General features: G+C 28.1%; 25 protein-coding genes, 2 tRNA genes, 2 rRNA genes and 1 pseudogene. 26 read left to right on the plus strand and 4 right to left on the minus strand.

Going from position 1 to position 24,889, the window contains the following annotated elements; translation table 11 throughout:
• From EJJ37_RS12460 to EJJ37_RS12470, 3 genes are all read left to right on the plus strand, one after another.
• Positions 1-124, plus strand: a 23S ribosomal RNA gene (locus EJJ37_RS12460); the annotation flags it as partial.
• A 47-nt stretch (positions 125-171) separates the two neighbouring features.
• A 5S ribosomal RNA gene (rrf, locus tag EJJ37_RS12465) occupies positions 172-288 on the plus strand.
• A 5-nt stretch (positions 289-293) separates the two neighbouring features.
• A tRNA-Phe gene (locus EJJ37_RS12470) sits at positions 294-369 on the plus strand.
• 174 nt (positions 370-543) lie between these two features.
• Here EJJ37_RS12470 and bcp read toward each other — a convergent pair.
• Positions 544-1,005 carry a thioredoxin-dependent thiol peroxidase gene (gene bcp, locus EJJ37_RS12475; protein ID WP_133015912.1) on the minus strand — a complete coding sequence of 154 codons (462 nt, stop codon included), beginning with the start codon at positions 1,003-1,005 and terminating at the stop codon, positions 544-546.
• Positions 1,006-1,143: 138 nt separating this feature from the next.
• Between bcp and EJJ37_RS12480 the strand changes: the two genes are divergently transcribed.
• Entirely contained in the window at positions 1,144-1,890 is a 747-nt protein-coding gene (locus tag EJJ37_RS12480; protein ID WP_133015913.1) for a peptidylprolyl isomerase, read from the plus strand.
• A gap of 101 nt (positions 1,891-1,991) precedes the next feature.
• On the opposite strand, the pseudogene EJJ37_RS12485 reads toward EJJ37_RS12480, so the two are convergent.
• A pseudogene (locus tag EJJ37_RS12485) lies at positions 1,992-2,633 on the minus strand (HAD family hydrolase).
• 62 nt (positions 2,634-2,695) lie between these two features.
• Positions 2,696-2,771, minus strand: a tRNA-Pro gene (locus EJJ37_RS12490).
• A gap of 146 nt (positions 2,772-2,917) precedes the next feature.
• Between EJJ37_RS12490 and EJJ37_RS12495 the strand changes: the two genes are divergently transcribed.
• The 4 genes from EJJ37_RS12495 to rsmI all read left to right on the plus strand — a co-directional run bounded on the left by EJJ37_RS12495 (position 2,918) and on the right by rsmI (position 6,353).
• Complete coding sequence (locus EJJ37_RS12495; protein WP_133015914.1) at positions 2,918-3,220, plus strand: hypothetical protein; 303 nt, start codon at positions 2,918-2,920, stop codon at positions 3,218-3,220.
• 221 nt (positions 3,221-3,441) lie between these two features.
• Complete coding sequence (locus tag EJJ37_RS12500) at positions 3,442-4,665, plus strand: C40 family peptidase (RefSeq protein WP_133015915.1); 1,224 nt, start codon at positions 3,442-3,444, stop codon at positions 4,663-4,665.
• A 97-nt stretch (positions 4,666-4,762) separates the two neighbouring features.
• Positions 4,763-5,503 (plus strand): tRNA1(Val) (adenine(37)-N6)-methyltransferase, encoded by a 741-nt coding sequence (locus EJJ37_RS12505; RefSeq protein ID WP_133015916.1) that lies wholly within the window; start codon positions 4,763-4,765, stop codon positions 5,501-5,503.
• Positions 5,504-5,507: 4 nt separating this feature from the next.
• Positions 5,508-6,353 carry a 16S rRNA (cytidine(1402)-2'-O)-methyltransferase gene (rsmI, locus tag EJJ37_RS12510; RefSeq protein WP_133015917.1) on the plus strand — a complete coding sequence of 282 codons (846 nt, stop codon included), beginning with the start codon at positions 5,508-5,510 and terminating at the stop codon, positions 6,351-6,353.
• A 71-nt stretch (positions 6,354-6,424) separates the two neighbouring features.
• Here the strand turns inward: rsmI and EJJ37_RS12515 are convergent, their stop codons facing one another.
• Positions 6,425-6,670 carry an AbrB/MazE/SpoVT family DNA-binding domain-containing protein gene (locus EJJ37_RS12515; protein WP_133015918.1) on the minus strand — a complete coding sequence of 82 codons (246 nt, stop codon included), beginning with the start codon at positions 6,668-6,670 and terminating at the stop codon, positions 6,425-6,427.
• Between the two features lie 452 nt (positions 6,671-7,122).
• Between EJJ37_RS12515 and EJJ37_RS12520 the strand changes: the two genes are divergently transcribed.
• The 18 genes from EJJ37_RS12520 (at position 7,123) to uvrB (ending at position 24,713) form a co-directional block, all read left to right on the plus strand.
• Positions 7,123-7,710, plus strand: coding sequence for a DUF1836 domain-containing protein (locus EJJ37_RS12520; RefSeq protein ID WP_133015919.1), 588 nt, complete (start codon positions 7,123-7,125; stop codon positions 7,708-7,710).
• Between the two features lie 69 nt (positions 7,711-7,779).
• Positions 7,780-10,089, plus strand: coding sequence for an ATP-dependent DNA helicase (locus tag EJJ37_RS12525; RefSeq protein ID WP_133015920.1), 2,310 nt, complete (start codon positions 7,780-7,782; stop codon positions 10,087-10,089).
• A gap of 55 nt (positions 10,090-10,144) precedes the next feature.
• Positions 10,145-10,996: a YihY/virulence factor BrkB family protein gene (locus tag EJJ37_RS12530; RefSeq protein WP_133015921.1), complete on the plus strand. Its 852-nt coding sequence runs from the start codon at positions 10,145-10,147 to the stop codon at positions 10,994-10,996.
• Between the two features lie 152 nt (positions 10,997-11,148).
• On the plus strand, positions 11,149-11,508 hold the full coding sequence (locus EJJ37_RS12535; RefSeq protein ID WP_133015922.1) for a single-stranded DNA-binding protein: 360 nt from the start codon (positions 11,149-11,151) through the stop codon (positions 11,506-11,508).
• A gap of 270 nt (positions 11,509-11,778) precedes the next feature.
• Positions 11,779-12,078, plus strand: a complete 300-nt coding sequence (locus EJJ37_RS12540; protein WP_133015923.1) for a DUF6514 family protein — start codon at positions 11,779-11,781, stop codon at positions 12,076-12,078.
• Between the two features lie 89 nt (positions 12,079-12,167).
• Entirely contained in the window at positions 12,168-12,548 is a 381-nt protein-coding gene (gene acpS, locus EJJ37_RS12545) for a holo-ACP synthase (RefSeq protein WP_133015924.1), read from the plus strand.
• A 121-nt stretch (positions 12,549-12,669) separates the two neighbouring features.
• Positions 12,670-13,281, plus strand: coding sequence for a germination lipoprotein GerS-related protein (locus EJJ37_RS12550; RefSeq protein ID WP_166484763.1), 612 nt, complete (start codon positions 12,670-12,672; stop codon positions 13,279-13,281).
• Between the two features lie 349 nt (positions 13,282-13,630).
• Positions 13,631-13,891: a hypothetical protein gene (locus tag EJJ37_RS12555; RefSeq protein WP_133015925.1), complete on the plus strand. Its 261-nt coding sequence runs from the start codon at positions 13,631-13,633 to the stop codon at positions 13,889-13,891.
• Between the two features lie 8 nt (positions 13,892-13,899).
• On the plus strand, positions 13,900-14,253 hold the full coding sequence (locus tag EJJ37_RS12560) for a type II toxin-antitoxin system PemK/MazF family toxin (protein ID WP_133015926.1): 354 nt from the start codon (positions 13,900-13,902) through the stop codon (positions 14,251-14,253).
• Positions 14,254-14,496: 243 nt separating this feature from the next.
• On the plus strand, positions 14,497-15,321 hold the full coding sequence (locus EJJ37_RS12565; protein WP_133015927.1) for a transketolase: 825 nt from the start codon (positions 14,497-14,499) through the stop codon (positions 15,319-15,321).
• On the plus strand, positions 15,321-16,265 hold the full coding sequence (locus EJJ37_RS12570; protein ID WP_133015928.1) for a transketolase family protein: 945 nt from the start codon (positions 15,321-15,323) through the stop codon (positions 16,263-16,265). The genes EJJ37_RS12565 and EJJ37_RS12570 overlap by 1 nt, the downstream gene beginning before the upstream one ends.
• Positions 16,266-16,439: 174 nt before the next feature.
• Positions 16,440-17,291 carry a YitT family protein gene (locus EJJ37_RS12575; protein ID WP_133015929.1) on the plus strand — a complete coding sequence of 284 codons (852 nt, stop codon included), beginning with the start codon at positions 16,440-16,442 and terminating at the stop codon, positions 17,289-17,291.
• A gap of 26 nt (positions 17,292-17,317) precedes the next feature.
• Positions 17,318-18,157, plus strand: a complete 840-nt coding sequence (locus tag EJJ37_RS12580; protein ID WP_133015930.1) for a YitT family protein — start codon at positions 17,318-17,320, stop codon at positions 18,155-18,157.
• Positions 18,158-18,274: 117 nt separating this feature from the next.
• Positions 18,275-18,961, plus strand: coding sequence for a cell division ATP-binding protein FtsE (gene ftsE, locus EJJ37_RS12585; protein WP_133015931.1), 687 nt, complete (start codon positions 18,275-18,277; stop codon positions 18,959-18,961).
• Positions 18,951-19,841: a permease-like cell division protein FtsX gene (gene ftsX, locus EJJ37_RS12590; RefSeq protein WP_133015932.1), complete on the plus strand. Its 891-nt coding sequence runs from the start codon at positions 18,951-18,953 to the stop codon at positions 19,839-19,841. Before ftsE ends, ftsX begins: the two co-directional genes overlap by 11 nt.
• Positions 19,842-19,993: 152 nt before the next feature.
• A complete protein-coding gene (locus EJJ37_RS12595) occupies positions 19,994-21,259 on the plus strand; it encodes a S41 family peptidase (RefSeq protein ID WP_133015933.1) in 1,266 nt (421 codons plus the stop codon).
• Between the two features lie 14 nt (positions 21,260-21,273).
• Complete coding sequence (locus tag EJJ37_RS12600; protein ID WP_133015934.1) at positions 21,274-22,542, plus strand: PDZ domain-containing protein; 1,269 nt, start codon at positions 21,274-21,276, stop codon at positions 22,540-22,542.
• Positions 22,543-22,742: 200 nt separating this feature from the next.
• Positions 22,743-24,713: an excinuclease ABC subunit UvrB gene (uvrB, locus tag EJJ37_RS12605; protein ID WP_133015935.1), complete on the plus strand. Its 1,971-nt coding sequence runs from the start codon at positions 22,743-22,745 to the stop codon at positions 24,711-24,713.
• Positions 24,714-24,889 lie beyond the last annotated feature (176 nt).

A 24,889-nucleotide genomic window follows, 5' to 3' on the forward strand; every position in this document is an offset into this window, starting at 1 on the left:
AGATGAGATTTCCCATAGCATAAGCTAGTAAGACCCCTTGAAGAACACAAGGTTGATAGGTCAGAGGTGTAAGTGCGGTAACGTATGTAGCTGACTGATACTAATAGGTCGAGGGCTTGACCAATAAAATAGAATAATTCATGTGCAATTTTGAGATAACAATCTCAAAGATCTGGTGATGATGGCGTAGAGGAAACACTCCTTCCCATTCCGAACAGGAAAGTTAAGCTCTACAGCGTCGATGGTACTGCACGGGAGACTGTGTGGGAGAGTAGAACGTTGCCAGGTAATGTGGCTCGATAGCTCAGTCGGTAGAGCAGAGGACTGAAAATCCTCGTGTCCCTGGTTCGATTCCTGGTCGAGCCACCAGGAAAAGCACTAACATAAGTTAGTGCTTTTTATTTTATATTAAAAAATATTTTTACATAAATGAAATATGAATAAATTTATAATTAAATATTAAAAAAATAACCTCGCTAGTTTAAAATGTAAAATATTATTTCAAATAAACTAACGAGGCCAAGTTTAAATTTAAATTGGTTTTTATAATGAATTTAAATCTTCAAGAATTGTATTAACATGTTCTTTAACTTTAACTTTTCTATATTCCTTAACAAGAATACCTTCTTCATTAATTATAAAGGTACTTCTTTCTATACCCATAACTTTTTTCCCATACATATTCTTTTCTTTAATAACATTGAATAAATTACAAACTTCTTCATTTTCATCACTTAAAAGTACGAAAGGAAGATTAAATTTTTCAATAAATTTAGCATGAGATTTTAATGAGTCTCTACTTACACCTATAACAATTGCATTTTTGTCAGCAAAGTTATTACTATTATCTCTAAAGTCACATGCTTCAGTTGAGCAACCAGGAGTATTATCTCTTGGATAGAAATAAAGTATTACCTTCTTACCTCTATATTGACTTAATTTATGTTCCTTATCATCAGAACCCATTAATGAAAAATCAGGAACTAAAGAATTAATTTCTACCATATTGACCTCCTAAATTTATTTAATAATAATTATTATATAATAATTAAAAAATATAATCAATAAAATAATTGTAACTATATACATTGGTAAAAATCTGTTATAATTATATACATCATATATAAAAAAGGAGAAATTTACATGGAAAACAAAGTTTTAGCTACTATTTCAGGTGTTGAAATAACAGAAAATGATTTAAATGCAATAATAATGAGATATCCAGCAGATAAAAGAGGAATGTTCAATTCTGAAATGGGGAAAAAGCAATTATTAGAGCAAATGATCTCATTTGATTTAATGCACAAATTAGGGACTGAAATGAAAATAAATGAGACAGAAGAATATAAAGCAAATTTAGCTCAAGTTGAGAAAGATTTACTTACACAATTAACAATTAATAAAGTATTAGCTGAGGTGACAGTTACTGATGAGGATGCTGAAAAATACTATGATGAGCATAAAAATGAATTTGAACAACCAGCAACAGTATCTGCAAAGCATATATTAGTTGATAATGAAGAATTATGTTCTGATGTTAAGAATAAGATAGAAAATGGAGAATTATCTTTTGAAGAAGCTGCAAAACAATATTCTACATGTCCTTCTAAAGAACAAGGTGGAAATCTTAGAGTATTTGGTAGAGGAATGATGGTTCCAGAATTTGAAGAAGCTGCTTTTGCGTTAGAATTAGAAAAAGTAAGTGAACCAGTTAAAACTCAATTTGGATATCATTTAATTAAAGTTGATGCAAAGAATGAACCAAAAACTTCAGAATTTGCTGACGTTAAAAATCAAATTATTCAAAAATTAATTCAAGAAAATCAAGAAAAGAAATATTTAGATTTAATAAAAGAACTTGAAGCTAAATATGATGTTAAGAGATTTTAATCTTAATATAAGATCTAAGTAAAATTTATAATAAAAATCACATGTATAGGTAATTTGCTCATACATGTGATTTTTATAATTATTAAACTTTTATTTAATAATTATAGTAATTCTTCATAACTATATATGTAATTATCACATTCTTTTTTTAACAGGTCTATTTGATGTTTAGCATGTTCATCATACACACCAGTAACTTTCATGCCAGCTAACTTTACACCTTCAACAGCAGCTATTATATCTTCATATACCATGCATTCAGAAGGATTAACTCCTAGCTTCTTAGCAGCTAATAAATATATGTCTGGATTGCTTTTGCTTTTTTTTACTTCATCTGTAACTGTAATGGCATCAAATAAATCAAAAGCATTGTTGTTTTTTTAAGTTGCAGTTAATAAAGGAATTGAATTACTAGTAGCTAGTCCTATTTTTATTCCTGATTCTTTTAATTTTTTTAAATAATTAAGAGCACCTGGCTTTAGTTTTACATTATTTTTATAATGATTATAGGCCATAGTGTTCCAAGTTTTCATTATATCTTCAATTGAATCTTCAATTGAGAATCTATTTTTGAAGTATTCAGCTGTTTGAGAAAAGCTTAAATGGGTAATTTCATCATTTAAGTTATCTGGAACAGCATGTCCTTTTTCTGATAAATAATCTATATCTATTTGTTGCCATACCCACATAGAATCAACGAGAGTTCCATCTAAATCAAATATAGCAGCTTTTATATTATTCAAATAATCATCTCCTAAATATAATTTTACATAACAAAAAAGAGATAGATCAAAACCTATCTCTTTGGTCGGGGTGACAGGGATCGAACCTGCGACCTCATGGTCCCAAACCACGCGCGCTCCCATCTGCGCCACACCCCGAAGTACATTTAATATTATATGAGCAATTTATAATTATGTCAATACTTTTAGTAAAATATATTTTAATATTTTGTTTAGTTGATAAATCATATTTATAAATAATGTGCTATAATTTTATATTGTAAATATTTTTGTGAGGTGAGAATATGAATATTACAACTTTAGTAATGTTTCTAGGGAGTTTAGGCTTTATATTGTTAGGAGCATTTTTATTAAACAATAAATATATAAAAAGTATGGATACTAGTGACAAAGAAGTTTATAAAGAAGTTAAAGCAATGAAAGTTAGTGGATATACTAATATAGCAATAGGGGGAATAGGCTTAGTTTGTTCTGCTATATCTTTTATTTCAGGAAATGTTAGTAAAACAGTAGTTACTATATTCGTTATATGTATAGCTTTATTATCTACTACTCAATACATATTAAATAAGAAAATTAGAAAGTAAGTAATAATTATTATTCGCATATTAAAATTCAAATATAAGAAAATAATTATTAATATGGTTAAAAAAGGGTATTTATTTTCCAGTAAAATAAAAATGAGTATACATTTACATTAAGCAAAATGCTTATTTTTAAAATTTACCATTGTCCAAAGTTTCCATAAGTGATATAATGGTAGAGAAAACAAAGGAGAGGGGGAAGGTCAGAGACCTTACGGATAATTATGAAGAAAAAGATAATATCAGCTACATTAGCTGCATTTCTGGTTATTACTTCAGCAATGCCTGCCTTTGCTACACCAAATCAAGAAGTAATAGAAAATCAGCAGAAATATGATGAGTTAACAAAGAAGATAGAGGATATAAACGATCAAATATATAGTTTAAATGAACAAATAGAACCTTTAGTTCAAACAATTGAATCAAATAATGCTCAAATGGAACAAATAAAGGTTGAAATAGAAAATACACAAAAAGAAATTGAAACTGCTAAAGAGGAAATCGCTAAGACTGAAGAACTTTTAGGTAAGAGAATTAGAGAGTTATACAAATCAGGTGGACAAAGTAGCTACATAATGTTGTTATTTAGCGCTGATAGTTTTAATGATTTAATTAGTAAGATTGAATCAACTAGCAGATTAGTGAACATAGATAAAAAGATGGTTAAAGAGTTAGAGGACAAGCAAGATTCTCTTAATGATAAGATTACATCTTTAGATGAAAAAGATAAAGAACTTACGAAGGTAAATGAAGAAACTGAAAAATCTTTAAGTGAATTTGAAGCTAAAAAAGCTGAACAAGAGGCATTAGTTGCACAAGTACAAGCTGAACAAGAGGAATTTGAAAGAGAATTCTTAGCTGTTTCAGAAAGAACATTGGTACAAGCTCAATTTTCTGTTATAGAGAATTCTTCAAGCTCAATAGATGATTTAAACAGTGCAATTAGCCAATTAAGAAGTATTAGAGATGGTCAGCTTAAGAGTAATATAGTTAAAGAAGAAGTAAATGCTAAGATAGAAGTTGCAAAAGATAAGGTTTCTCAACTTCAAGCAGCTATAGATGCAGCAAATTCTGCTAGTAAACCAAATAGAGGTGACTCAACAGTATCAGCAACAGGTAATGCAATAGTTGATTATGCATATCAATTTTTGGGAACACCTTACCTATGGGGTGGGACAACTCCAAGTGGATTTGACTGTTCAGGATTCACTCAATATGTATTTAAAAATGCAGCTGGAGTGAGCTTACCAAGAACAACATATGATCAAATAAATGTAGGAGTACCTGTAGCTTATGAAGATTTACAGCCAGGGGATTTAGTTTTCCCTCATACTGGACATGTTGGTATATATGTAGGCGGAGGACAAATGATACACGCACCAAGTACTGGTGATGTAGTTAAAGTTTCAAGCGTATATAAATTCTACACTGCAAGAAGAGTATTATAATTTGGATTTAGAGGCTAGGATTATTAATCCTAGTCTTTTTTGTGTATAATATGTATAATAAAAGTACTTAGTTTACAATTTAGTTAAGGAGTGTTTTATGGACATTAAGATAAATGTTGATGAAAGTGTTGATGATTTACAGCTAAAAGGATTAAAGTTAATTCAAAAACAACAAGGGTTTAGATTTGGCGTAGATGCAGTTTTATTATCACATTTTGCAAATATAAAGAATAAACATAGAGTTATTGATTTATGCACAGGAACAGGAATAGTTCCATTTTTAGCTTATGGTAAGTATTCACCTAAGGAAGTTATAGGTATAGAAATACAAGAAGATATGGTTGAAATGGCTAATAGAAGTTCTTTACTTAATGATACTACAGATATAGTTAAATTTGTTCATGGTGACTTAAAAGATAAAGCACTATTAGATTCTTTAGGTAAATTTGATGTATTAACTGTTAATCCACCGTATAAGTTAAATAATGCAGGAATAGTTAATCCAGATGATAAATTAGCAATAGCTAGACATGAAGTAATGTGTACATTAGAGGATGTAATTATAGCTGCTAGAAGATTGCTTAAAGATAATGGTAGAATGTTTATAGTACATAGACCAGAAAGATTAGCTGATATTTTCGGGCTTATGAGAAAATATAAAATAGAGCCAAAAAGAGTTAGAATGGTTCAGCCTAATACTAAAAAAGCACCTAATATAGTTTTAGTAGAGGGCCAAAGAGACGGTGGGGCATTTTTAAAATGGGAAGAAACACTATATGTATATGATGATAATGGAAACTATAGTGAAGAGATAGATCGTATTTATGGAAGGAAGTAGTTATATGGAATATGGAAAAGTATATTTAGTACCGACACCAATAGGCAATTTAAAAGATATAACATTAAGAGCATTAGAAGTATTAGAAAGTGTAGATGAAATTGCAGCTGAAGATACAAGACAAAGTTTAAAACTATTAAATCATTTTAATATAAAGAAACCTCTTTTTAGTTATCATCAACATAATGAACAAGGAAAAAGTGATGAAATATTATCTAAACTTCAAGTAGGGAAGAATATAGCTATAGTTACAGATGCAGGTACACCGGGAATATCAGATCCAGGAAGTGTCGTAGTTAGAAAATGTATAGAAAATAATATATCATTTGAAGTATTACCAGGAGCCACTGCTATAACAACAGCTTTAGTTTATTCTGGTTTAGATACGACGAAGTTTATTTTTAGAGGATTTATTCCAAGAGAAACTAAAGAAAGAAAAATATTAGCAGAAGAAATCAAAGATAAAAAGGAAACATTAATTTTTTATGAATCACCTCATAGGCTTATAGATACTTTAGATTATTTAAAGAAAACATTAGGTGATAGAAATATAGCAGTTTGCAGAGAATTAACAAAATTACATGAAGATATATATAGAGGAACTATTGGAGAAGCTTATAATTGGTTTTTAGATAATAAGCCAAGAGGAGAATTTGTATTAGTTATTTCAGGTAAAAGTGAAAGTGAGTTTAGAGCTGAAAAAGAACAAGAGCTTAGTGGAATAACAGTAGAACAGCACTTAATGAATTTAATTAATAATGGAGTAGATAAAAAAGAGGCTATAAAGATGGTTGCAAAAGAAAGAGAAATGCCTAAAAAAGAAGTTTATAAGATAGCAATTAATTTATAAATTAAAAAGAGAGGGTACCAAAAGGCAACCTCTCTAATTTCTTTGATAAAATTATGTATAGTAATAATTAATTACTTTCCAACTTTTAATTCTTCCATGCAGTTCTTGCAGATGTTTTTACCTTTATAGTTAACAACATCTCTAGCATCACCACAGAAGATACAAGCTGGTTCATATTTCTTTAATATGATTTGCTCACCATCTACGTATATTTCTAAAGCATCTTTTTCAGCGATGTCTAAAGTTCTTCTTAATTCTATTGGAATAACAATTCTTCCTAATTCATCTACTCTTCTTACAACTCCAGTTGATTTCATTTAAAATTCCTCCTTAAAACAAGTTTCGACATTTAGCAGATTAATATTAGCAGATATGTAATTAAAAGTCAATAATAAACTTTAAAAAAAGTTTTAATTACAAAATTCTCTTTAAATTAATTCATAAATAAACTATACTACCATATTTTTGAAAAGTCAATAACCTTTTATAAAATAAATGACAAAATAAACATAATAAGACATATATTGTCCACTAATATTGTAGAATTACAGTGGACAAGTTTAAAAATATTAAATATATAATAATAAAAAAAGAAAAAAAAGTAAAAAAGTTGAATTTATAAGTATAGTTTTATTAAGAGATGTTAAAAATTAATATTATATTAACAAAAAAAATAACACATAAGATAGATAAAAATAACTTGTAACAAGTTTATAGTTACTATATAATATAAATATTGAATTATAGAAGAAAAATGAGGTGAAATAATATGGTTAATAAAATTGATAATAAATATATAAAAAAAATTGCAGAAGAGATATCTAATACATCAATGATACCTTATGAAGAGTTACCGAAATATGATCTTTTTTTATCTCAAGTAATAGATTTTTTAAATGATAAATTCGTTGAAGATAAATATACTAATAATATAGTTCAAAATTATATAAAAAGTGAAGTTATTAGTAAACCTGAAGATGGTAAGAAGAGAGGTTATACTAAGATACATTTAGTTCAACTTGTGTTATTAAGTTATATGAGACCGATACTTACAACAGAGGAAATTAAAAAAGTATTCAGCTTAGCTTTTAATGAGATAAATGATAGAACAGATGATATTATAGATTGGGAAAGTGCATATAAATTATTTTTTGAAATTCAAGAAGAAAGTTTTGATAAAAACTTAAATGTTACTGCAATAAATGACGAAAAATTAGATTTAATCATTAAAGAATTCGATTTAGATGATAAGGACGAAAATAGTATCAGAACTTTTGTTATAGTATTATCTTTAATAGCTCAAGCTAGCGCTATTAAAAAATTAGTTCAAAAAATAGTAAAAGAATATCACTCATAATTTTAAGCTACCGATTTAATTGGTAGCTTTTTTGTTATAATAAAATAGTAATGTAAGAGAGGAATGCTTATGAAGGAGAAATTACTATTTAGAGAATCGGTTAGAGGGATAGTGGAATATGTATTAAAAACCGGAAGTTTAGATGATAGATTTGTATCTAGAGGTCGTGCTGTAGATGGAACAATTGCTCATGGAAAGCTTCAAAAAGATAATGAATTAATATATGAGAATTATGAAAAAGAAGTAAGAATGAAACATGAATTTCATAAGGATAATATAATTTTACTAGTTGATGGTAGGGCTGATGGAATTATAAATGAAAATGGAAATATAATTATAGAAGAGATAAAGTCAACTTATATGGATTTAAGTTATTTATATGAGGATTATAATTTACTTCATTGGGCTCAGGGAAAGTTTTATGGTTATATTTATTGTATAGATAATAATATAGAAAATATAACTATAAGATTGAGTTATTTTAATATAAATACAGATCAGGTTAGATCTTTTGATCATGTTTATAGCTTAAAAGAATTAGAGGATTTTGTACATGATTTAATAAATAAATATTTAGAGATATTAACTTTAAAAGAATCATTTAAAGCAGAGAGGGATAAAAGTATAAAAGAGTTACAATTCCCATTTAAGTCATATAGAAAAGGACAAAGAGAACTAGCAGTAAGCTGTTATAGTAGCATAAGAAAAAAAGGAATATTATTTGCACAAGCTCCTACAGGAATAGGAAAAACTATATCCACCATTTTTCCGGCTATAAAGGCAATAGGAGAAGGAATGGGAGAAAAGATAGTATATTTAACTGCAAAAACAATAACTAGAACTGTAGCAGAAGAGGCGTATATTAAATTATTTAAAAATAATTTAAAGTTTAAAGTAGTTACTATTACTGCAAAAGAAAAAATATGTCTTAATAATGAAGTAAAATGTAATCCAGATGATTGTGTTTATGCAAAAGATTACTTTACAAAAATAAATGATGTAATAAATAGTTTAATAAAAAGCAATAATATATTTTTTAGAGACGAAATAATTGAATATGCTAACAAGTATAAGGTATGTCCTTTCGAGCTTTCTTTAGATTTAAGTAATTGGTGTGATGGAGTTATTTGTGATTATAACTATGCTTTTGACCCCAGAGTAAAGCTAAAAAGAATATTTGAGGATAGAAATGAAGAAAATATATTATTAATAGATGAAGCCCATAATCTTGTTAATAGGGCTAGAGAAATGTATAGCTGCACTTTGCAGAAAAGTAAAGTAATGGGTGTTAATAAGATTATAAAAGGAAAAGTACCGAAGTTGTATAAAATTTCCAATTCTATAAATAAAGAAATGATACATATAAGAAGAGAATTAGAGGAAATAAATAAAAAATTTAAATATCATAATGAGGAATACAAAGAATTAATAAAGCTATTGAGGGCATTTATTAATGAAGCTGATAATTACTTAGTAAAAAGTAAGGGAACAGAAGGATATGAAGAAGTACTAGAGTTTTATTATGAAGCAAGAAATTTTATTTCAGCAAGTGAATTATATGATAAAGAATATACAACTATTTTAAAAAGTGATAAAAGTGAATTTAGTATAAAAATATTTTGTATTAACCCTGCTAAAAATTTAAGGAAAGTCATTAAAAATACCTATTCGAGTATTATATTTTCTGCTACTTTATCTCCTATAAAGTATTATGTTGATTTAATAGGAGGAGATGAAGAAAGTTTTAAATTAAGATTCGATTCACCATTTAATAGAGAAAACTTATCAACTTATGTATATCCTCTAGATATGAGATATGTTAATAGAGAAAAGAATATTGATATATTATGTAATATTATATATAAGTTTATTAATGAAAAAAAAGGTAATTATATGGTGTTTTTACCGTCCTTTGAATATTTATATAAGGTATATTCAAGATATATAGATATATATGGAGAAGAAGGAACCCTGATACAAGAGGAAAATTTGTCGGAAATAAAGAAAGAGGAGTTTTTAAAAGCTTTTAATGAAGATGATAATATAATTGGATTTACAGTTGTAGGTGGGATGTTTTCAGAAGGAGTAGATTTACCTGGTGATAAATTGATTGGAGCTATAATAGTAGGAGTTGGATTTCCTATGGTTTCTATTGAAAATAATATAATATCAGAATACTTTAAAGAAAATGGTTTTGATTATTCTTATACTTATCCAGGAATAAATAAAGTTCTTCAATCAGCAGGAAGAGTAATAAGAACAGAGAATGATAAAGGAAGAGTATTATTGATAGATAGAAGATATAAAAGTCCTAAATATAAATTTATTCTACCTAAGGAATGGGAAGTAGAAGAGTATAAATTTAGCTGTAAAAAATAGTAATTATATATAATAAGGGATATATTATATATTAGAAAGGAAATATGGTGATATTATGTCTAAAAAAGAGGTGGTAAGAAAAAAGGGATTCTTTGATTTTATAATTTATTTTATAGTTAAAATAAGAGATGATGATATTTTTGCTTTGGCAGCTCAACTAGCATATTATTTAATATTATCATTTTTCCCTTTTTTAATTTTCTTATTAACATTAGTTGGATTTAGTAATTTAGATTCCATGGAAGTATTAGGGGCATTAAGAGCTATATTGCCTACTAGTGCATTTGAACTTATTTATAATGTAATTATAGAAGTTATTGAAAAACAAAATACTGGATTATTAGGAGCTTCTTTATTATTGGTGGTTTGGTCTGCATCTTCAGCCTTTAGGGCTGTAATTAAAGGGATAAATAAGGCCTATGGATTAAATGAAAATAGATCATTTATTAGAAGAGCTTTTATAGCAATTATATGTACATTTGCATTAGCTTTTGTAATAATGTTAACATTAGTAATGCTAGTATTTGGACGCTTAATAGGAGAGTTATTGGCATCATATTTACCATTTCCAAGTGTGGTATATAAAGTATGGAATTTTCTTAGATATGTACTTGTTGTATTTATGATGATATTGATTTTTGCAAGTATATATAGATATACTCCTTCAAAAAGACTTATGTGGAAAGAAGTTTTACCAGGGGCCATTTCATGTACAGGTGGATGGTTAATTGTTTCTTTAGGTTTTTCATTTTATATAAATAATTTTAGTAATTATTCTAAAATATATGGTGGTTTAGGTGCAGTTATTATATTAATAACATGGTTATATCTTACTTCAATAATTTTGATTCTTGGAGGAGAGATTAACTCAGTTATAGTTATAAGAAAAACTAATCTGTTAAATTAATTATATTTTCTATGATTTTAATATATAAATTTGTTTAATTGTAATAATTTCAAAATATATTTCTATAATTTATAGTTATAATAAAATTTCCATGAATAGAAAAATTTGAAGTGGTTATACTCAAAGGTGAGATATTCAGGAGGTGCAATTAAATGAATAAAATAGTATTATTAGGAAAACTTATAAAGGACCCTGAACTAAAAACTATAGATAATGGTGAAAAAGTTTTTACAAGGTTCATAATAGCAGTAGATAGAAACTTTAAATCTGCTGATGGAACTAGAAAGGCGGACTTAATTCCAGTAACTATATGGGGAAGAAAAGCAGAAGTTGTTTGTAAGTATATGACTAGAGGTAGTTATATTAGCTTAAGTGGTAGATTAAAAACAGGAAGTTATGAAGATAAACAAGGGAATAAAAAATATATAGCGGAAGTTGTTGCTGAAGACTTCAAATTTGTTGGAAATAGAAGAGAAGTTAGAGAGAATAACGAAGTTAGTGGCGAAGAATAAATTATTATATAGAGGTTGTTAAGAAACAATCTCTATTTTTTTAAATAAAATTTTCCATGTTAGGATAGTTTTCGACACTTATTTTAATGTATTAAATAATATTATTAGTAAGTAAAGTTATAATATTAACTGAAAAAAGTGTAATAAATTACAATTATGTTGAAAGCTAAGGGAAATTTTATTTTGTACAGCACCACCATTTGACATAATTTTAATTCAATGTATGGTATTGTTTTATTATTAAATAATATGTAGAGGGGTAAGGGTATTATGAAGATAAATAAAACATTAAGTAAAATAGTAAATATTAATGAGAAAGAAGTTAAATATATTTATAGAATTACTGAAAAGAGCATAAAAAATAGACAAGCATTTGGAATTGAAATTGAAAGACAAGATTTTAATAATGGAGAAATAACAAGTTTAGAAAGAGACTCTGTAAGCTTAGTGGCTAGTGAAGAGAAGAAAGCTGATGATATATTATTATTGTTATTTAATAATTTAGTTTCACCTATTCATTTAGTTGATATTGTTGGTGAATATTCAGATTTGTGTGCTGCTGAATTTTAGTTTTTAAAATTATATTTACATAAGGGATATTTACAGAGGATAATTAAGTTATTCTTATAGATATATAGTTTAACAAAAGAGGTGATTTTATGATATTGGGAATTGGAACAGACATAATAGAAATAGAGAGAATTGAGAAGGCAATAAACAATACACCAATGTTTTTAAAAAAGATATTTACTAAAAGAGAACTTGATGAATTAAATAAGGGTACGCTTAGAGTTGAGAGTGTAGCTGGAAATTTTGCTGTAAAGGAAGCAGTAAGTAAAGCTGTAGGAACAGGTATGAGAGGGTTTACCTTTAATGATATAGAAGTTTTTAGAGATGAACTAGGAAAACCAATAGTGCAAGTATCTGATAAAGTAAAAGAGCTAATAAAAGTTGATAATTATATATTTAATGTTTCTATTTCTCATAATAGAACTTGCGCAATTGCATTTGTAGTACTAGAATCGCACCAACCTACATAATATTTATATAGTAATGAATAACATAAATAATATTTTTTTAAGTAACTTAATAATAAAATATGAATAAAATCTATAGTTGCTTAATATTAGTAATAATGAAATAGTGCTTATGGGAGGATATATGAAGAAAAAAATTATTATAACATTATTACTAATCATACCTTTTATATCTATTTTTCTTGTTGTTATTTTTAGGGGAATACTTTCACCAAGTAATGAGGATATAATTAGGGATTTAAAAAATATTAAATGTTATGAAACAAAAGTTGAGTACATAGTTAAGAATAGCAAAGGAGAAGAACGAGAGAGTACAGTTCAATATTATTCAAAAGAAGAGGGAGTAAGGGTAGAATTCGATGATGACAAAGTTAAGCTTTATAAGTCAGATGGAATTCATGTAAGGGATAATTCATCTACTGGTGAATATGTGATTGAAAGTGATATGGACATACTTCATTCAATGGCATTTATGAATAAAATATTATCTTATCCACTAAAGAGTGATTCTATAAAAGAGGGACAAGAAGAGTGGGGAGATAAAATATATATACAAGTGGATACAGAGTTATTTTTAAACAATGAACATTTTGATAGTGCTAGGATTTTTATAAATAAAAAAACTAAGACACCTATTGGAATTGTAATTTATGATAAAGATGGTAACGACTCAGTACGAATAATTTATGAAGATTTTAAAATTGTTAAAGAAGTTGATGAAAACTTATTTAACTAAGGATTATTAAAATTATTAGATGAATGCTGAATGTAAATTCAGTATTCATCCATATAAGTTATAAAAATAGTAAGAGTTAAATTGAACAAATGATTAAATATAGATGAATAATACAAAGAAAATTTTGCCGTTGTAGTATTTAGTTCAGTCTAGTTGTATTAACCATAGTGACAATCTAAGTACATAGTAATCATTTTATAGAAGAATGATTAAAAATATACTTTTAAAGGATTAATAATTGTAAAAAATATAAAATTTGCTCATATAATGACATTTCTATTTACAAAATGACATATTTTGAAATATAATTTTCTTATACATAGGGAAGAGAACTCCTAGGAGGTCAAATATGTCAAAAAAAATAGATAATATAATAATCCGTAAATTTAAAAATGATTTTGAAAAAAGTAGTAAATTTATTAAAGATAGTTTAATAGTATATAGTGAGGAGAATGAAGCAAGTGAGTTCTTTGAATTAATGAAAAATGGATATAAAGAGATGTCGAAAATTAATTTAGAACTTGCATATGATGCTAATTCATCACAAAAGTCACTTAAATACAAATTTGATGACATAAATGAATATGAGAAATGGCTTTGCGGAGTGTGATATTTTTAATGACGACTATGGTTGTAAAAAGAGGGGATATTTTTTATGCAGATTTAAGTCCTGTTATAGGCTCTGAGCAAGGTGGAATTAGACCAGTGATTATAATACAAAATGATATAGGAAATAAGTATAGTCCTACAGTAATAGTAGCGGCTATAACTTCTCAAATTAATAAAGCCAAGCTTCCAACACATGTGGAAATTTCATCAGAAGAGTATGGATTAAATAGAGATTCAGTTGTGTTATTAGAGCAAATAAGGACGCTAGATAAAAAAAGGCTTAAAGAGAAAATAGGCCATATGACAGATGCTGATATGAAAAAAGTAGATAAATCATTACTTATTAGTATAAGTCTAGCTTAAAGGTTTAATTTAACTAATTATTAAGACAAAGTAGGGATACTTTGTCTTTTTTAGTATAAAAATAAATATATTTTATAATTGATATTAAATGTGATATACAATTTAAAAACAATAATGTATACTTTAATTAAAAATAGTGTATACAAATAGAAATACTTATGTTAAAATAAATCTGGGTAATTTACATAATTATAGAGTATAATAAATTATATTAATATAAATTGTTACAACGGAGGCTTTCAAATGGTTAATAATGTAGAAGAATTAAAATCAATATCTAAACTAATCAGAAAAGATATAGTTTCAATGTTAACAGAATCAGCATCAGGACATCCAGGTGGATCTTTATCTGCAGCTGATATTGTAACTACACTTTTCTTTAAAGAAATGAACATAGATCCAAGTAATCCAAAAAATCCAGATAGAGATAGATTTGTATTATCAAAGGGTCATGCTGCACCAGTTTTATATAGTGCATTAGCAAGAAAAGGATTCTTCCCAGTAGAGGAATTAAGTACTTTAAGAAAGTTTGGATCAAGATTACAAGGTCATCCAAGTATGAAATGTTTACCAGGAATTGATATGTCAACAGGTTCTTTAGGCCAAGGTATTTCTTCTGCTGTAGGAATGGCTTTAGCAGGAAAAATAGATAACAAAGCATATAGAGTATATACTATTTTAGGTGATGGTGAATTAGAAGAGGGTCAAGTATGGGAAGCTTCTATGTGCGCAGCTCACTATAAATTAGATAACTTAACTGCTTTTGTAGATTTTAATGGACTACAAATAGATGGGAATATAGAAGATGTTATGAATCCATCACCAATAGATAAGAAGTTTGAAGCTTTTGGTTGGAATGTATTAGTTATTGATGGACATAACTATGATGAAATAATAGATGCTATAGAAAAAGCAAAAGAATGTAAGGATATGCCAACAGTTGTTATATGTAAAACTGTTAAAGGAAAAGGCGTATCATTTATGGAAAATGAAGCAGCATGGCATGGTACAGCGCCAAGCAAAGAACAATGTGAAAAAGCTTTAGCTGAGATTGGAGGAGACAGATAATGAGTAAGAAAATCGCTACAAGAGAAGCATATGGAAAAGCATTAGCAGAATTAGCAAAAGAAAATGAAAATGTAGTAGTCTTAGATGCGGATTTATCTAAATCTACTAAAACAGCTGACTTTAAAGCAGTTTCACCAGAAAGATTCTTTAACATGGGAATTGCTGAAGGAAATATGATGGGAGTTGCTGCAGGTTTATCAACTTGTGGAAAAATTCCATATGTAAGTACATTTGCAATGTTTGCAGCAGGTAGAGCTTTTGAACAAATAAGAAACTCAATCTGTTATCCTAAGTTAAATGTTAAAGTTTGTGCTACACATGCTGGATTAACAGTTGGAGAAGATGGTGCATCTCACCAAACTGTTGAAGATTTATCATTAATGAGAAGTATACCAAATATGGTAGTTATCTCACCAGCAGATGCAGTTGAAACTATGGCTGCAATTAAGGCTATAGCTAAATATGATGGACCTTGCTATGTAAGATTAGGAAGAGCTGCAGTTAATGTAATAAATGATGAAAGCACTTATGAATTCAAATTAGGAAAAGGTGTTGTAGTATCAGAAGGTAAAGATGTTACTATAGTTGCAACTGGAATTATGGTTGATGCTGCTATAGAAGCGAAAGAAATTTTAGCACAAGAAGGAATTGATGCTAAGGTTATAAATATACACACAATAAAACCTTTAGATAATGAGTTAATTATCGCAGCAGCTAAAGAAACAGGAGCTATAGTAACTGCTGAGGAGCATAGCGTAATTGGTGGATTAGGTTCTGCAGTTTCAGAAGTTGTTACTGAAAAATATCCAGTACCAGTTTTAAAGGTTGGAATTAATGATACTTTTGGAGAAAGCGGTAAGCCTGATGAATTATTAAAGGCTTATAACTTAACAGCACAAGACATAGTTAACAAAGTTAAACAAGCAATTACTTTAAAAAGATAGATTATATATACCACAAAACAGCTATTTTACCACTTAGAACTGCGATAAAAAAATCGCAGTTTTTTTGTTGTTAAAAAAGGTATATAATGGTGAAGTGTGTTAAATCATTTAGGATAAAAAAAGTAGAGTGAGGGAAAATAATACAAATAATTTAAATTTGTAAGGAGTATTTTTATGAGAAAAGATAATTTTAAAGATTTTTTATTAATAACTATTGGAATACTTTTAGTTGCAATATCAGTTGTATATTTCTTTGAACCTAATAATATTGCCGCTGGAGGAATAACGGGTTTAGCAATTGTTATAAATCATTATATACCATTTATATCAATTGGACCTCTTGTGCTTATTATGGATGCTACTTTATTTGTAATTGCATTAATAGTAATAGGACCTAAGTTCGGTGCTAAAAGCATATATTGTAGTTTTTTGTTATCAACATCTATGTGGGTAATGCAAAAGTTTTTTCCATTTACTATAACAAATGATTTAATGCTAGCCACTATATTTGGTACGTTAATAGCAGCTGCAGGAATGGCAATAGTATTTAATGCTAATGCATCAAGTGGAGGAACAGATATAATAGCTAAGATATTAAATAAATTTTTTCATTTTAATATAGGAAAATCATTGCTTATGGTAGATTTTTTAGTTACTCTATTAGGGGCAATAACATTTGGTATAAATATAGGGCTGTATGGATTATTATCTGTTATAGTAAATGGTGTTGTTATAGATAAGATAATAGCTGGGTTTAAAGTTAAGAGTGAAATTACAATAATAAGTAATAGAAATAAAGAAATAAGCCAATATATCTTAAATGATTTAGAAAGAGGATGCACCTTTATAAAGGGTGTTGGTGGTTTTACTGGTAAAGATACATCTTTGTTATATACGGTATTGGATAGAAGTGAGTTTATAAAACTAAAAAATCATATTAGCAGTATTGATAAAAATGCATTTATTACAGTTGGAGAAGTTCATGAGGTTATGGGAGAAGGATTTAAGGGTATAGATGAGGATTAAAAATAAATAAAAGATAGGAGATAGTTATGCAAAAGATTAAAGAATATTTATTAACGACAATAGGAACAGCATTAACAGCAATAGCATTAGAGTATTTTTTCTTTCCAAGCGATATAGCAGCAGGAGGGGTATCTGGTATAGGTTTAGTAATAAATAAATTATTAGGATTAGATACTAGTATAGTTGTTTTGGTCCTTAATATTTCCCTTTTTATATTAGCATTTCTTGTTTTAGGTAAATCTTTTGGAGCAAAAAGTATTTATGCAACAATAATGCTTTCAGTATTTATGTGGATAATTGAAAGGTTTTTTACTCCAGGAGTTTTAACTGAAAATATGTTTTTGGCTAGTTTCTTCGGATCAATAATTTTAGGAATGGGGGCAGCTATTGTTTTTCATCAAGGTGCATCTACTGGTGGAACTAGTATTATAGCTTCAATTATTAGTAAATTTACTCCAATTGGTATAGGAATATCTGTATTACTTACAGATTCATTTGTTTGTATATTAGCAATTAGTGTATTTGGTGTAGACAAAGGATTATTTGGATTCTTTAGTGTTATTTTAATAGGTTTAGTTATAGATAAGTTTATAGATGGATTTAATACATGTAAGCAGGTATTTATAATAACATCAAAAGAAAAAGCTATAGTTAACCATATAATTAAAAAAATTGATAGAGGATGTACAGTGCTTAATGGACATGGAGGATATACTGGAAGTGATGTGAAAATAATATACACAGTATTAAATTCAAATGAGTTTATAGCTTTAAAAAAAGATGTAAAAGAAATAGATCCAGATGCTTTTGTAACTGTTAATGAATCAACGGAAGTATTAGGAAAAGGATTTACAGATTTTCAATAAAAATATAGTAAAATAAAGTAAATAGCCCTTTAATATTGGTATTATGACTTTTAGTATGATATAATGGCTGTATAGTTTTTTTAGTTATTAAAGTTAAAGTTGTAAGAGGTGTTATTTATGATAGAATTTAAGGACGTGTCCAAGATATATGATAACAATGTTAAAGCGTTATCAAATGTAAATATAAAGATAGATTCAGGAGATTTTGTTTTCCTAGTTGGACCATCTGGTGCAGGTAAATCTACTTTTATAAAAATGTTATTAAAAGAAGTAGATCCAACAATGGGAGAAATTATAGTAGCTGATAAAGAGTTATCTAAGGTAACCAGAAAACAGATACCATATTATAGAAGAAAAATTGGAATGGTATTCCAAGATTTTAGATTAATACCTACTTTAAATGTATATGAAAATGTTGCATTTGCAATGAGAGTAGTAGAGGCATCACAAAGAGAAATAAGAAGAAGAGTGCCTATGGTATTATCTCTAGTAGGCTTATCTCACAAATATAAAATGTTCCCTAATGAGTTATCAGGAGGAGAGCAACAAAGAGTATCTTTAGCAAGAGCGATAGTTAATAATCCATCGGTTCTAATAGCTGATGAACCTACAGGTAACTTAGACCCAGAAACAGCAAAAGAAATAATGGGATTATTAGAGGATATAAATAGATCAGGAACAACTATATTAATGGCAACTCATGCAAAAGACATAGTAGATAATATGCAAAAGAGAGTTATAGCTATTGATAAGGGAATGGTTGTAAGAGATGATAGAAAGGGGATGTACGAAAATGAAAATTAGCACGTTAAATTATTTTATAGTAGATGCTTTAAAAAGCATAAAAAGAAATAGGACAATCAGTGTTGCCGCTATGATAACTGTATTAATAACTTTTTTCGTATTTGGTACATTTACTCTATTAGCATTAAATTTTAATAAAAGTATTGAAGATGTAGCATCTAAGATTCAAATTCAAGTATACTTAAAAGATGATATAAAATTAGTTGATCAAAAAGAAATAGAACTTAAGTTGATGGAAAATCAACAAGTTAGCGAAGTTACATATGAATCTAAAGATGAAGCATTTTTAAATTTAAAAGAAAACCTAGGAAGTAATGAAGGATTACTAGAAGGGTATGATTTAACTAATAATCCATTACCAAGTTCATTTATAGTTAACTTAAAAGATCCTTCATATGCCGAAGATGTAGCTAAATCAGTAGAAAATATGACTGGTGTTGAAGGAATAGGAAATCAACAAGATGTAATTAATACAATAAGTAAGTTTGTTGATGTAGTTCAAATAGTAGGAATAGGATTATTTATAGTATTTGTAGGTGTATCAGTATTCTTAATAATGAATACAATCAAGCTTACAGTTTACTCAAGAAGAAGAGAAGTTGGAATAATGAAGTTTGTTGGTGCAACAGACTGGTTTATTAGATGGCCTTTTGTTATTGAAGGTATAATAATTGGTGCAATAGGTTCATTATTATCAAGTATAATATTATACTTTGCATATAACGGAATATTTAGATGGATTGTTTCATCTATGTTTATAGTAAATTTAGTACAGCCACAATTTGTTTTAACAACTCTATTAGCTTGCTTTGTTGGTGGAGGTATAGTAGTTGGAGCAATAGGAAGTATATTTGCATTAAGAAAATTCTTAGTTGTTTAGTATATAGAATTTGTTAATTAGGCAAAAATAAATATATATAGAAATTATTTTAAAACTACAACTCATTACTTTAGTTCTGGGTTGTAGTTTTGTGTAAATAAAGGGAAATCAAATGAATATAAATTATTTTATATAGAAAGGAAAGGGAGTTTATGGAGAATTTTAATGAAGAAGAAAAGAAACCTAAGAAAAATGGAAGGAAAATATTTAAATACTTAATTTTAATAGCAGTGTTATTAATAACATATGTAGGAGTATTTTATTTAGGAAATATACTTGCTACTAAAGGTGTAATAATCGGATCAGTACCTGAAGATGCTATTAATGATTTAGAAGATATTCAAGATACTGAAAAATATTCAAATTTGTTTAATCTAAGAAGCATGTTATTTTCAATGTATGATGGAGAAATAGATGATGAGAAGCTTTTAGAAGGAGCTATGAAAGGTATGGCTGAGGCTATAGGAGATCCATATACTGTTTATATGGATAAAGATGAGTTTACAACATTTATGGAATCAAGCCAAGGAAGCTTCTATGGAATAGGAGCTCAATTAGGAGTTAGAGATAATAATATAACTATAATAGCTCCAGTTGAAGGATCACCAGCAGAAAAGGCAGGATTAAAGGCTGGGGATATAATATTAAAAGTTGATGATTATGAGGTTACAGATTTAAATACAGAGGCTGTTGTTTCTAGAGTTAGAGGAGAAGAAGGTGTTCCGGTTACATTAACGATTATGCGTGAAGGTGTAGATGAACCTTTTGAAGTTGAAATAGTAAGGGCTGAAATAAAGACTGAGTCAGTAAAGGGTGAAATACTAGAAGATGGAATAGGATATATTCAAATAACAACTTTTAGTGATGAAGAAGTAAGTGATAAGTTTAGTGAAAAATTAAATGAATTAAAACAACAAGGAATGAAAAAACTAATATTAGATTTAAGAGGAAACCCAGGTGGATACTTAAATGAATGTGTTGAAATAGCTTCTAATTTTATTCCAGAAGGAGAAGTAGTTACTTATACAATTGATAAGTATAACAAGAAGGTAATATCAAATTCAATAGGAGGAGATGCTATTGGAGTGCCGCTAGTTGTACTTGTTGATGGTGGAAGTGCTAGTGCTTCAGAAGTTGTAACTGGAGCTTTAAGAGATCATGAAGCTGCAACGATAATTGGAACAACGACTTTTGGTAAAGGGATAGTTCAACAACTTAAGGTTTTACCTAATGATATGGGAGGACTTAAAGTTACAACATCTAAGTACTATACACCAAATGGTGAAAATATTCATGGTACAGGAATAGAGCCAGATATAGTTGTAGAAATTCCACAAGAAGTATTAGAAATGGATTATGATAGAAGTATAGATCCACAATTTCAAAAAGCTTTAGAGGTAGTAAGAGAGAAGAATTAATTAGGAGGCTCAGAATGGATTTAATAATTCATAGTTTAACATCTGTAGCAGAAACAATAATTGAGCCAATGCATTTAGTTATGCTTTTAGTATTTGGGATAATATTTTATTTTAAAAATGTTAGAATAGTTTCTATTCAAAAAATGACATTAGGAGAGGGGCTAAATACCCCTCTAGAACTTACATTATCTCAAATTGTATTAGGAATATTAGCAGGTGCAATTGGAAGTGTAATATTATCTGTACTTGGAGTTACATTTAATGAAAATTCAGGAATAGAGTTTATATTTATGATATCAATATTATCTTTATTCTATAAAAAGAAATATATATCATATGCATACTCTGCAGCTATATTAGGTGCTATAGGAATTGCTTTAAAGTTTATCAGTAATATTACTGAAATGAAACTATTTTTAAATACTGATATATTATCATTGATGACTTTTGTAGGAGTAATATACATATTAGAAGGATTTTTAATTATATTTGATGGAAGTAGGGGAGCAATACCTGTATTTACAAAAAAAGAGGACAAAATAGTTGGAGGATTTTCATTTAATAGATATTGGCCAATACCTGTTGCAATACTTATGATTTTTACAAATAGTATAGCAGGTGAAGATTCGATTTATTCTAATGTAGCATCATGGTGGCCTATTATAAATAATAAAGAAGTATTATCTTTATTAGCTACTGCAATGATAGCAAGTATTCCTTTGTATGGAATAATGGGATATAGTAATGTTACATTTACTCAAGAAAAGAAAACTAAGTCATTAAGATGTGGCAGTACTATTTTAATATATGGAGTAACAGTTGCTTTAGTTGCACAGTTAGCTAGCATTAATATATTAGGGCAAATAATAGCTATAATATATGCACCATTAGCCTTTGAATTAATTATGAGATATGAGTATAGAGTTGAAAAGAAAGGCAAATGCTTATATGTAAGTGATGATGAAGGAATTATGGTTCTTGAAGTTACACCTAATTCACCAGCATATGAGGTTGGAATTAAGCGCGGAGATAAAATAATAGAAATTAATGGACAAAATATAAAATCAGAAGGAGATATTTTTAAGGCTGCTAGAGATAGTATACTTAAGGTTCCAATGAAAGTTAAAAACAATTCAGGACAAGTATTAGAATATATTGTGCAACCTAGAAATAAAAGGTTAGGTCTTCTACTAGTTCCTAAAATGGTTAAAAGAGAAGATATGTTTGAAATAAAGCCCGATGATTTAAAAAATATAATAAACGAGCTTAAGAATAAAAAGTAGAGGCTAACTTAGATGTTAGTCTCTATTTTCTATTTAGTGGAATGCCACCTTATTATAAAAGTTTTGAAAATGGTGAAGATAAAAAGTAAAATGTATTTATATTTTATTATTTTAAAGGTAATATTATTTTAGATAATTTAAGGTTTAAATATTTTGTAGAGAATATTTAAATTAATAAATAATAATTTGGAGGTGAGTATATGGGAGAATTTAAGATTCATTCTAAATTTAAACCAACAGGAGATCAGCCAGCAGCAATTGAAAGCTTAGCAAATGGTATAAAGAATAATGAGAAATATCAAACTCTTTTAGGTGTAACAGGTTCAGGAAAAACATATACTATGGCGAATATAATTGAAAAGGTTCAAAAGCCAACTATAGTTTTAGCACATAATAAAACTTTAGCAGCACAATTATGTTCTGAGTTTAAGGAGTTTTTCCCAGATAATATAGTTGAATATTTTGTTTCTTATTATGACTATTATCAACCAGAAGCATATGTTCCTCAAACTGATACATTTATAGAAAAGGATGCATCTATAAATGATGAGATAGATAAGTTAAGGCACTCTGCTACATCAGCATTGTTTGAAAGAAGAGATGTAATAATAGTAGCTTCAGTTTCTTGTATTTATGGACTAGGTAATCCGGATGAATATAAAAAGCTTACTATTTCTTTAAGAGTAGGTATGGAGAAAGATAGAGATGAGATAATAAAGAAGCTTATCGAAATTCAATATGAAAGAAATGATATTGATTTTTCGAGAGGTACTTTTAGAGTAAGGGGAGACTCTTTAGATATTATTCCAGCTTCATCTTCTACAAAAGGAATTAGAATTGAGTTCTTTGGTGATGAAATAGATAGGATAAGAGAGTTTGATGTTTTAACAGGAAAGATATTAGGAGAAAGAGAGCATGTTGCTATATTCCCGGCATCTCACTTTGCTGCATCACAAGAAACTTTAGATAAGGCAATAAAAGAGATAGAAGATGAACTTGAAGATAGATTAAGAGAGTTGACATCGCAAGATAAGTTATTAGAAGCTCAGAGATTAAGACAAAGAACTAACTATGATATAGAAATGATTAAAGAAATGGGATATTGTAGTGGAATAGAAAATTACTCAAGAGTATTAGATGGAAGAGCACCAGGTACTCCACCTAAGACATTATTAGATTATTTCCCTGATGATTATTTAATGTTTATAGATGAAAGTCATGTTACATTACCTCAATGTAGAGCAATGTATGCAGGTGATAGATCAAGAAAAGATACATTAGTTGAGTATGGATTTAGACTTCCATGTGCTTATGATAATAGACCATTGAAATTTACTGAATTTGAGAAAAAAATTAATCAAATTGTATTTGTTTCCGCAACTCCAGCTCAGTATGAATTAGACCATTCAACTAATATAGCTGAGCAAATAATTAGACCAACTGGATTATTAGATCCAGTAGTTGAAATAAGACCAGTAACAGGTCAAATAGATGATCTTTATGCTGAAATATTAAAAACTACAGAAAGAGGATTCAGAACATTAGTAACAACTTTAACTAAGAGAATGGCAGAAGATTTAACTAAGTATTTAACTGAATTAGGAGTTAAAACTACATATATGCATTCAGACATAAAAACTATTGAAAGAATGGAAATAATAAGAGATTTAAGATTAGGAGAGTTTGATGTTCTTGTAGGAATAAATCTATTAAGGGAAGGGCTGGATATTCCTGAAGTTGCACTAGTTGCAATTTTAGATGCAGATAAGGAAGGATTCTTACGTTCTGAAACTTCAATGATTCAAACTATAGGAAGAGCTGCAAGAAATTCAGAAAGTAAGGTTATAATGTATGCAGATAAAATGACAGGATCTATGGATAGAGCTATTAAGGAAACTAATAGAAGAAGAGAAATCCAAATGAAGTATAATGAAGAGCATGGAATTATACCTAAAACTATTATTAAGGATGTAAGGGCTGTAATTGAAGCAACAAAGGTTGCAGAAGAATCTGCGGACTATAATGTAGAGGAAGCAGTTGAATTAAGTGCTAAGGATAAGAAAAAATTAATTAAACAATACACAGAAGAAATGAAGGATGCAGCTAAAAATCTTCAATTTGAAAGAGCAGCAGAACTTAGAGATATGATTAATAAACTTAAGGATGAATGATTTCCTAGGAAATTATATTAAAATTTTTAATATATACCATTTATAAATCTCATAATTAAAATAAGGGTTAATATGATATAATAAAAAGGAAATGTTTTGAAAATAAGTGTATATAACTACTATAGTGTACATTTATCATGAGATTTTATAGCCCAAATTATATAATGAATTAGCTG

This window comes from Clostridium cuniculi (genome assembly GCF_004353185.1).
In the GTDB taxonomy this organism is placed as follows: domain Bacteria; phylum Bacillota; class Clostridia; order Clostridiales; family Clostridiaceae; genus Clostridium; species Clostridium cuniculi.